The 10,011-nt window shown below is 38.5% G+C and carries 8 protein-coding genes; 7 read left to right on the top strand and 1 reads right to left on the bottom strand.

Annotation, left to right across the window (positions count from 1 at the left end; translation table 11 throughout):
* Positions 1–231 precede the first annotated feature (231 nt).
* Together CWB66_RS19895 and CWB66_RS19890 are read left to right on the top strand one after the other, a co-directional pair.
* Positions 232–1,527 (top strand): glycerophosphodiester phosphodiesterase family protein, encoded by a 1,296-nt coding sequence (locus CWB66_RS19895; protein ID WP_138586720.1) that lies wholly within the window; start codon positions 232–234, stop codon positions 1,525–1,527.
* Between the two features lie 72 nt (positions 1,528–1,599).
* The gene (locus tag CWB66_RS19890; protein ID WP_138586719.1) at positions 1,600–2,334 is read left to right on the top strand and encodes a dienelactone hydrolase family protein; all 735 of its coding nucleotides are present in this window, start codon (positions 1,600–1,602) and stop codon (positions 2,332–2,334) included.
* A gap of 32 nt (positions 2,335–2,366) precedes the next feature.
* Here CWB66_RS19890 and CWB66_RS19885 read toward each other — a convergent pair whose 3' ends face one another.
* Positions 2,367–3,290 carry a LysR family transcriptional regulator gene (locus CWB66_RS19885; RefSeq protein WP_138586718.1) on the bottom strand — a complete coding sequence of 308 codons (924 nt, stop codon included), beginning with the start codon at positions 3,288–3,290 and terminating at the stop codon, positions 2,367–2,369.
* A gap of 156 nt (positions 3,291–3,446) precedes the next feature.
* On the opposite strand from CWB66_RS19885, the gene CWB66_RS19880 reads away from it, so the two are divergent.
* The 5 genes from CWB66_RS19880 to CWB66_RS19860 all read left to right on the top strand — a co-directional run bounded on the left by CWB66_RS19880 (position 3,447) and on the right by CWB66_RS19860 (position 10,010).
* A complete protein-coding gene (locus CWB66_RS19880) occupies positions 3,447–4,130 on the top strand; it encodes a type 1 glutamine amidotransferase domain-containing protein (protein WP_138586717.1) in 684 nt (227 codons plus the stop codon).
* A gap of 115 nt (positions 4,131–4,245) precedes the next feature.
* Positions 4,246–4,827: a rhomboid family intramembrane serine protease gene (locus tag CWB66_RS19875; protein WP_077537343.1), complete on the top strand. Its 582-nt coding sequence runs from the start codon at positions 4,246–4,248 to the stop codon at positions 4,825–4,827.
* Positions 4,828–4,875: 48 nt separating this feature from the next.
* Complete coding sequence (gene yghU / locus CWB66_RS19870) at positions 4,876–5,718, top strand: glutathione-dependent disulfide-bond oxidoreductase (protein ID WP_138586716.1); 843 nt, start codon at positions 4,876–4,878, stop codon at positions 5,716–5,718.
* A gap of 189 nt (positions 5,719–5,907) precedes the next feature.
* Positions 5,908–7,122 (top strand): ABC transporter substrate-binding protein, encoded by a 1,215-nt coding sequence (locus CWB66_RS19865; protein ID WP_138586714.1) that lies wholly within the window; start codon positions 5,908–5,910, stop codon positions 7,120–7,122.
* A gap of 20 nt (positions 7,123–7,142) precedes the next feature.
* Entirely contained in the window at positions 7,143–10,010 is a 2,868-nt protein-coding gene (locus tag CWB66_RS19860) for a PAS domain-containing hybrid sensor histidine kinase/response regulator (RefSeq protein ID WP_138586712.1), read from the top strand.
* Position 10,011 lies beyond the last annotated feature (1 nt).

The following is a 10,011-nucleotide window of genomic DNA, read 5'->3' as shown; positions in this document are numbered from 1 at the left end:
GGCAGAACCCAAGGGCAGCGCATGTTTGGCATTTATGCTGCGTTATCGCCTATTTATGGGGAATAACCACACTACATAGGCTCTGCCTTGCCTAAATACCAAACACACTGCTGCAAATTTAACCTCGAAAGATAAACAGGCCCTAATAAAAACGTAAATTAATAAGCTTGTAGCTAAGTTGTCATTAATAACCATTAAAATAATAAAAATTTTACTTTTTAAGGATAAACAATGAAGTGCATTACCTTGCTTGCGAGTTGCCTGTTTTTGAGTACACTTGCTGGCTGCAATAACAATGAAAAAATAATAGAAAAACAAGCCACTGTTACCAATGATCAAGTTGAAGAAGTCGCTAATAAAGGAAAAATTCAACTCGGTACTCGCCCTGACTATTTAATTAATGATATGGCACCCAGTGCACTAAAAACAAAATTAGCATCATGTAATGAAGGGCCTTTTTATCGTACTGACTTTTCAATAGGTCATCGTGGTGCGCCAATGCAATACCCTGAACATACTAAGGAGGCGTACGTTGCCGCCGCTAGAATGGGCGCTGGCATTATTGAATGTGATGTCACATTTACAAACGATAAAGAGCTTGTGTGTCGCCATTCTCAATGCGACTTACACACTACAACTAATATTTTAGCCATTCCTGAACTAGCAGCTAAATGCAGTGTGCCATTTACACCAGCCGACCCTGCTAATGGTATTGCCGCTTCTGCTAAATGTTGTACCAGCGACATAAGCTTAGCGGAGTTTTTAACCCTTGAAGGTAAAATGGATGGCGCTAATACCAGTGCGACAACGGTTGCCGATTACATGGATGGCACGCCAAGTTGGCGCACCGATTTATACGCCACCAGCGGTACACTATTAACTCATAAGCAAAGTATTACGCTATTTAAAGAGTTGGGTGTAAAAATGACCCCAGAGCTTAAATCTCCACAAGTTAGCATGCCTTTTGATGGGATGACGCAAACACAGTACGCGCAAAAAATGATCGATGAATATACACAAATGGATGTCCCTGCTAATCGTGTTTATCCGCAATCATTTAATCTCGCCGATGTGAAATATTGGATTAATTCAAACCCTGAATTTGCGGCGCAAAGTGTTTACTTAGATGGTCGTGATAGCGATGCTGGTTTCGACCCTAATAATGCAGATACATGGCAGCCAAGCATGGAACAACTTTTTGCTGATGGCGTTAAAATTATAGCGCCGCCTATATGGATGCTTTTAACAATTGATAACGATAACAACATTACACCTTCGCAATACGCAATTGACGCTAAAGCGGCGGGTCTTAATATTATTGCATGGAGCCTTGAGCGCTCAGGCCCACTAAATGAAGGTGGCGGTTATTACTATCAGTCAATTGCTGACGTTATAAATAACGATGGCGACATGATGACCGTTGTTGATGTACTGGCACAAGATGTAGGCGTAATGGGAATATTCTCAGACTGGCCCGCAACAGTAAGCTACTACGCAAGCTGCACTAAAATGCCTGTTAGTATTTAAATACTCGACAACAAAAGTCGTTTATTTTATCGCGCTCGGTTACCATATACTTTTATATAACTGAGCGCTTTTATGATTGTTCAACACCATACCGCAGACTTGCCAACGCCAACAGGCCTGATGCGCACCACTGTTTACCGTCCTCAGACGCAAGGACAGTTCCCTGCACTTATTTTTTATTCTGAAATTTTTCAACAAACGGCTCCTATTGCACGCAGCGCAGCTATTTTAGCAAGCCATGGCTTTGTAGTCTTAGTACCTGAAGTGTTTCATGAGTTAAATCCTATAGGTACCGTGCTCGATTACGATGATGCAGGTAAAGATAAAGGCAACGCTGATAAATGGGCAAAGCCACTTGAGCATCACGATAGCGACACACAAACCCTAATCGACTTTATTAGATTACAAAGCTATTGCACAGGAACCATAGGCACTATGGGCGTATGTATTGGCGGACATTTAGCTTATAGAGCGGCGCTAAATCCTGAAATTAAAGCGGCATTTTGTTTATACGCAACTGATATTCACAGCGATACATTACCTGCGCAACCTGGAAACAACTCATTTGAGCGCATGGCTGATATACAAGGTGAAATTCACTTTATATGGGGTAAACAAGACCCACATGTACCACAAGAAGGTCGTACAAAAATTTATCAGCAATGCGTAACTACAGCTATTAATTACCAATGGCAAGAAGTTAATGCGCAGCATGCCTTTATGCGTGATGAAGGCGAGCGATACGACGCTGCCCTTGCAATTAATATGTATCAACAAGCGGTTGCATTATTTAGCCGTACTTTATAAGTATTTTATAAATGCTTTAAAAGCGAGAATAATTAAACGCTTTTCAGCATACCTAAAGCGGTATGCTGTTTTACAAAATAGGCTTTTAAGTAATCAATAAATAACCGTAGCTTTTTAGAGCCTGCTGCTCCTGGCGGAAATACCCCGTACAGTTCAATATCTTTGCTTTTATAATCATCTAATACAATTTCAAGCAACCCTGCTTGTATTTTTGGCCACGCATCATAAAGCGGAATACGGCCAATGCCATGCCCAGCTTCGACAAAAGCGGTACGCGAAGCGGCGTTATTAGTACTTAAACCACCTTGCATTATGATGTCGTGTTTTTTTCCATCTTTTGAAAGCGTTAAAGTTTTACTCCCGAGCTGGTAAACCACCCATTGATGCTCTGCCAATTCTAAAGGCGTTTTAGGTTTACCAAAATGAGCAAAATAATCTGGCGCACCACAAATGCACGTGCTCATTGTCGTCAGCTTAGTTGCTTGTAAATTAGAGTCACTCAGCGCCACCCCTCTAATAGCAAAATCAAAGCCATTTTTAATAATATCAATAACGTCGTCGGTAAGTTGTAAATCAATTTGAATTTTAGGGTATTGGCGCTTAAAGGTATTTATTGCTGGCACAATTAATTGCATCCCTACATTCACAGGGCAACTAATTTTAAGCAAACCTTGTGGCTCACTTTTTATATTCTCTATTTGCTGATTAGCTGCGTTAGCCTGTTCGGTAATGATTCTACAGCGCTCATAATAAGCAATACCCGCCTCAGTAAGCGCCATAGTACGAGTTGAGCGATTTAATAAAGTAACCTCAAGCTGGGTTTCAAGTTTTTTTAAGTGATAACTTGCCACGGCTCGCGTAAGCCCTAATTGCTTTGCAGCAGCGGTTAAGCTGCCCTGCTCTACGATTTGCGCAAATACAACCATGCTTTTTAATTGCTCAAACGAGACTTTCATAAATGCTCCGTAGCGTATTTAAAATTCAACCCTTTAATTGTATCAATTATTAAACCAATAAAGTTAAATTTATCATCGTTGTTTAAAGCTGCGTTAGTGCATATAGTAGTTGGTAAGCAAGATTAACTAATTCAAATCATCAGAAGGATACATTTAATGTCTAAAAAAATACTTATGGTTCTTACATCTCACGCAGAGCTTGGTAACACTGGCGAAAAAACTGGTTTTTGGGTAGAAGAATTTGCAGCCCCGTACTACGCATTCATTGATGCAGGTGTTGAAGTAACCTTAGCGTCTCCAGCTGGTGGCCAACCCCCTATTGATCCGACAAGTACGCTTGCTGATTTTCAAACAGATGCAACTAAACGTTACGACGCAGATAGCGCAGCACAAACATTAATGGCAAACACTAAAGTGTTGAGTGAAGTAAATTCTAGCGACTTTGATGCTGTGTTTTACCCAGGTGGACACGGTCCATTATGGGATTTGGTTGATAACACTGATTCAATTTCACTTATCGAAAGCTTTATAAAAGAGCAAAAACCAGTGGCTGCGGTATGCCATGCAAGTGCTGCATTTTTAAATGTTAAAGATATTGATGGTAATGCATTAGTTGCGGGTAAAAAAGTAACTGGTTTTACTAACTCTGAAGAAGCAGCAGTGCAACTTACCGACATAGTGCCATTTTTAGTTGAAGACGAGCTAATTAAAAAAGGTGGCGATTACCAAAAAACTGAAGACTGGGGCGTACTTGCACTAGAAGATGGTTTAGTAATCACAGGCCAAAACCCTGCAAGTTCTGAACTTGCCGCTAAAAAGCTACTAACCAAACTTGGTTAATAGCCAGTAGTAATTAAAAAAAGCACAGCATTTTTATGCTGTGCTTTTTTAATTGCTTTTAATTACTAAATACAATTCCTATACTGGCAACTCTTAAGTTAACTAGAGCAATTATATGCAAACCAAGCCAACCACACTGTCGTTGCTAACCAGTAAGCGTTTCGCAATTTTTAGCGTTGTTACTATTTGCTTTGTATTACAAGTGATCAATAGTCTACCCGGAATTAACTTAAATGGGCTAGGTATATATCCACGCAGTATCCAAGGTTTAATTGGCATACTGTGCGCCCCCTTTTTACATGGCAGCTGGTGGCACTTCGCTAGCAACATGGTCCCATTTGTAGTGTTAAGTTGGCTAATTTGCCAATACAGCGTTAAGCGTTTTTACAATGTATTTATTTTTACAGCGTGTGTAGGCGGGTTGTTAGTGTGGATATTTGGCCGCAGTAATATTCATGTCGGTTTAAGCGGTGTTATATATGGCCTGTGGGGCTTTATACTTTGCTACGGCGTTATCAGGCGCTCATTAAAATCAATCATTATTGCCGTTGTAGTTGCCGTACTTTATAGCGGTTTTATATGGGGCGTTTTGCCACAGCGTTTTCATGTATCGTTCGAAAGTCATTTATTTGGAGCGTTAAGCGGAATGCTTTTAGGTTTTAAATTAGCAAAAGCCGATAAACTTAAAGATCGATAAATTAAACAGACCACCTTTAAACAATTTTATCTAACAGAGAGGTTATTTATGAGTGAGCAAAACGAATATATACCACCAAAAGTATGGACGTGGGACAGCGAAAGTGGCGGTAAATTTGCCAGTATTAACCGCCCAATTGCGGGCGCGACTCATGATAAAACCTTACCTATTGGCGAGCACGTATTTCAGCTTTATTCCCTTGCTACGCCAAATGGTCAAAAAGCCACTATTATGTTTGAAGAGCTTTTAGAACTTGGTTTAACGAATGCCGAGTATGACGCATACCTCATTAATATAGGTGATGGCGATCAATTCGGATCTGACTTTGTTGATATTAATCCAAATTCAAAAATTCCAGCGCTTATGGATCACTCGACCACGCCACCGACTCGCATTTTTGAATCAGGCTCTATTTTACAGTACCTTAGCGAAAAATTTGATGTGCTCACCCCTAAAGATTTGAAAGCCAAAACAGAGTGTCGTAACTGGCTATTTTGGCAAATGGGCTCTGCGCCTTATTTAGGTGGCGGGTTTGGTCACTTTTACAGTTATGCACCAAGCAAAATGCAATACCCTATAGACCGCTTTACTATGGAAACGAAACGCCAACTTGATGTATTAAATCGTCACTTAAGTGACAATGATTATATGGCGGGTGATGAGTATTCTATTGCTGATATCGCAATTTGGCCGTGGTACGGCTCATTAGTGCTTGGCGATTTGTACGATGCAGCTGAATTTTTAGATGTTGCTTCATACACTCACGTTATTCGCTGGGCTAAACAAATATCAGAGCGCCCCGCTGTAAAACGAGGGCGTCGTGTTAATCGCACATGGGGTCCTGAAGAAGAACAAATGGTAGAGCGCCACAACCCAAGCGACTTTAAATAAGCTTAGCATTTCAAAAGGAACCCGTTTTAATACGGGTTCTTTCTATTCACATAAGCATTAAATAAATGCGCCTATTACCCAATACTAATTTACCACTTTTCATTTATACCAAAATCATTTCTTTTAAAACGGGAAAATAACCAAAAAATACGCTAACTTTACAACAAATTACTAACATAAAGTTTCCTTATGCGCATCACCACTTTACTTGCCTTATTAGGCATTTTATTTACCGTGCCATTTGAACTAAGCGCAAATACGCAAAGTGTTAAAACATTCACCATTTATCATGATTCTGACTATTCAAACCATAACGAATCTGCTTATGCGATGAAAATGGGGGCACTTACTGCGCTTGCTGAAGTTGATTATAGTGCCCAAAACTACCAAATAAATATTGTCGAAAAAGATAATAGAGGTAACTCTAATCGCAGCTTATTACATATGCGACAATTTTTAAAAGACCCAAATGCACTGGTTTTTTTAGGCGGATTGCATTCACCACCTTATATTAAAAATAGAGATTTTATAAATAAAAACGAACTGTTACTTTTAGTGCCATGGGCAGCAGGTGGGCCTATTACACGCTACCCAAGCGATAAAAACTGGGTATTTAGACTCTCTGTTGACGATACAAAAGCAGGATACAGAATGGTCCAATATGCAACCAACACCTTAAACTGCAAAAACCCACAACTATTATTAGAAAATACGCCATGGGGGAAATCTAATTACAACTCAATAATAAAAGCAATTGGAGACAAAGACACTAAAGTAGATTGGTTTAACTGGAACACTAAAATAAACAGTGCAAAAATAATTTTACGCAAAATAATAAATAATCAAGCTGATTGCATTTTGTTTGTTGGCAATGCAATTGAAGGCGCTGAAATAATTCGTGCTATGGAGAGCTTTGAAGCAAGTGAACGCTTACCGATTATCAGCCACTGGGGGATTACGGGAGGCGATTTTTTTAGTAAAGTAAAAACAGCCTTGCAGTCAAATCTAAACTTACACTTTATTCAAAGCTGCTTTTCTTTTTTAAACAAACCGCAAGCAACGCTTACAAAACATGTACAAGAGCAAGCAACGCTTTTGTCTGTTTCTTTAGAAGAACTAGCTGCACCTGCTGGGTTTATACATGCATATGATTTAACAAAAATACTTCTTCAAGCTATTTCGCAAACCACTCTTACAGATAATGTCAGTAATAATAGAGCAAACATAAAAGTAGCATTAGAGAATATAAACAAACCTGTAAATGGTTTAATTAAAGAATATAAACAGCCTTTTAGTACTTGGACTACAAACAATACTGATGCCCATGAGGCGCTAGGAGTCGATGATTTATGTATGGCCAATTATCAAGCTGATGGCAACATATATGTGATACAAAATAACTAAAGGAAGGGGTATAACGACATATGCTTAGCAAATTTAGTAAAAAAATTAAGCTTAATACAAATTATGCGTTTTATACTTTTTTGGCTTTAAGTCTTTTATTTTCAATAGGTATAAGCCTTGTACTTGTTGGTAGCCGCGCTGAGGATACAATTCGAAACTTACAAAGTAAAAGTATTGAAATGGAGTCTGAGCTTACAACGAGCTACTTAACACTTTTTATTGAAACAAGAGAGCAAATTCTTAAAGATCTGGCCAAGCAACCAATCCTTACAACGTCAACTATGGGCTCAGAGACATCAAAAGCGATCATGCTAGATTATTTATTTGAGTATAAAATTTTAGGTAAAACAGAAAGCATTGCTATTGTTAATATACTTCAGGAAGTTGTTTACAGTAATGACAACTCGCTAGCGAAGATAATTTCATTAGAACCCAATTGGTTATCGGGTATTCTCGAAGACAAACTAGACACTGCCATAATCCTGAATCAAACGAGTAAAAATGATTTATTTATCATGGCAGTACCTATTAAATATAACGGCCTTAGTGAAGGTGCGTTAATTATTCAATTTAATACCCCATTGGTAGAGCTATTACCTGCAAAGTTTAAAGTTGATAGCCATAGTTTTACCTTACAGGGGCCGTGGGTGTCCTTTTCAAACTTACGAGAAAATGAAGACTATATAAATATTAATCATAAGCAGATTGGCTCAACAGATATTAAACTTGAGTATTTTACAACAAGTACGTTACTGACAAATAAAGTAGCCAGCTTTATGAAAGATATTGCTGTAGCCCTTGTTTTTAGCCTGTTAATTTCTTCAACTATATTGCTAATGTTTGGACGACATTTACTACTCAACCCTTTTAAACTCTTAGAATCATCTCGAAAGGCAATTAAATTAAGCGAAGCCCGTTATGAACTGGCAGTGAAAGGCAGTAATGATGGTATATGGGATTGGGATATTGTATCAACGAAGATGTATTTTTCACCACGTATTAAAGCGCTCCTTGGTTATCAAGATAGTGATGAACTACCAAACAAGGCAGACTCTTTTTTTGAGCTTGTACACCCTGACGATATTTGTGAGCACAATAAACGCCTAACAGCTCACTTAAAAAATAGTACACCTTATGATATTGAACACCGGTTAAAAACAAAATCGGGGCTATACCGCTACTATCGAGTAAAAGGAATGGCACTCAGAGATAAAAATAATTTTGCAATAAGAATGGCGGGGTCAATTACGGATGTTACCGAACAAAAAGCATCTCAAGACGCGTTAAAAAAAGCGAAAGAGCAAAATGATTTACTCGCTCATGCTATAGAGTCATGTAATGTAGGTATCTCGATTGCCGACGCTAAAGTGCAAGGGCTTCCTTTAGTTTTTGTTAATACTGCTTTTGAAAATATAACCGGCTATAAAAAGCACGAAATGCTTGGAGTCAATTGCAAAATATTGCAAGGACCTGAAACAAGTAAAAAATCAATTTCTACTCTTAAACATGCAATACAAACACTCAAAACGCAAAGGATAGAAATATTAAACTATAAAAAAGATGGCACTGCATTTTGGAATAGTTTGCAAATATCTCCCGTATTTGATGAGTATTCCAACCTCACAGCATTTGTAGGTATACAACAAGATATAACAAAACGTATTGCTGCTAACGATTCATTAATTGAGGCTAAAGCGCTGGCTGAGCAAGCAAGTATCGTTAAAAGTGAGTTTTTAGCTTCAATGAGCCATGAAATACGTACCCCTATGAACGGGGTACTGGGGATGTTAAATTTTCTACTAGATAGCCCATTAAAGCCGACTCAGAAAGAGCATGCACGTATTGCGGTTAACAGCGCGAATTTTTTATTAAATATAATTAACGATATTTTAGATTTTTCAAAAGTGGATGCCGGTAAGCTTGAACTGGAAGAACTCGAATTTAACGTGCGCGACGTGCTTGATGATTTTATTGAAACATCAGCAATACAAGCCTATCAAAAAAACATTGAACTGGTTTTAGATACGACTAACATTGAGACCCGTTATGTAATTGGCGACTCTGGACGTCTTAAGCAAATTCTCGTCAACCTTGTTAATAACGCACTTAAGTTTACCGAGAAAGGCGAAGTAACAATAGTAGCTAAGCTATTGCCAATTAATGCAACGGAGATGCGCTTTTACTGCCAAATAAAAGACACCGGCATTGGTATAACGGCTGATCAACAAACAAAGCTTTTTAAATCATTCTCTCAGGTTGATTCATCCACCACACGTAAATACGGTGGAACGGGTTTAGGATTAGCAATTGTAAAAAAACTATGCCTTTTAATGGAAGGTGATATCAACGTTGAATCGCAAGAGCATCTAGGAAGTAAGTTCAGCTTTGATGTAACATTTAAAAAAAGCACTAAACCAGAAAAAATCAGCCAACCGGTTAACATAACCAATAAAAACATACATATTGTGTGCAGTAATCGCAGCCTGTCTACTATGCTTGAAAGACAACTTTCACATTGGGGAGCAAATGTAACAACAAGTTCATCGACCAAGTCTGCACTTGTCAGTTACGAGCAATGTTATACCCAACCTACTCGCCCTTTTGATATTGTTATAATTGACAAAAAATTAAATGACGGCAATGGATTAGCCCTTGGTGAAAAAATAAATGCTTTAGATCATCCTCATATTTCTAAACTCGCATTAATCACAACTATAAATGAACCTGAAAGTAACGAAGTGCTAAATCAAAGTCATTTTGCTACGCAATTTCCTAAACCAATAACAACAAAAGGCCTTATTCGCATGCTTGAAGCGTGCTTACCTGAAAAAATAGATTCAGAAGGTACACGTTCACACACGCCCACCATACCCTCTCTGTCAGACTAGT

The organism is Pseudoalteromonas sp. S558, from assembly GCF_005886635.1.
GTDB lineage: Bacteria > Pseudomonadota > Gammaproteobacteria > Enterobacterales > Alteromonadaceae > Pseudoalteromonas > Pseudoalteromonas aliena.
Note: the sequence above shows the minus strand (reverse complement) of the source record. Positions and strands in the feature narration are given on the sequence as shown.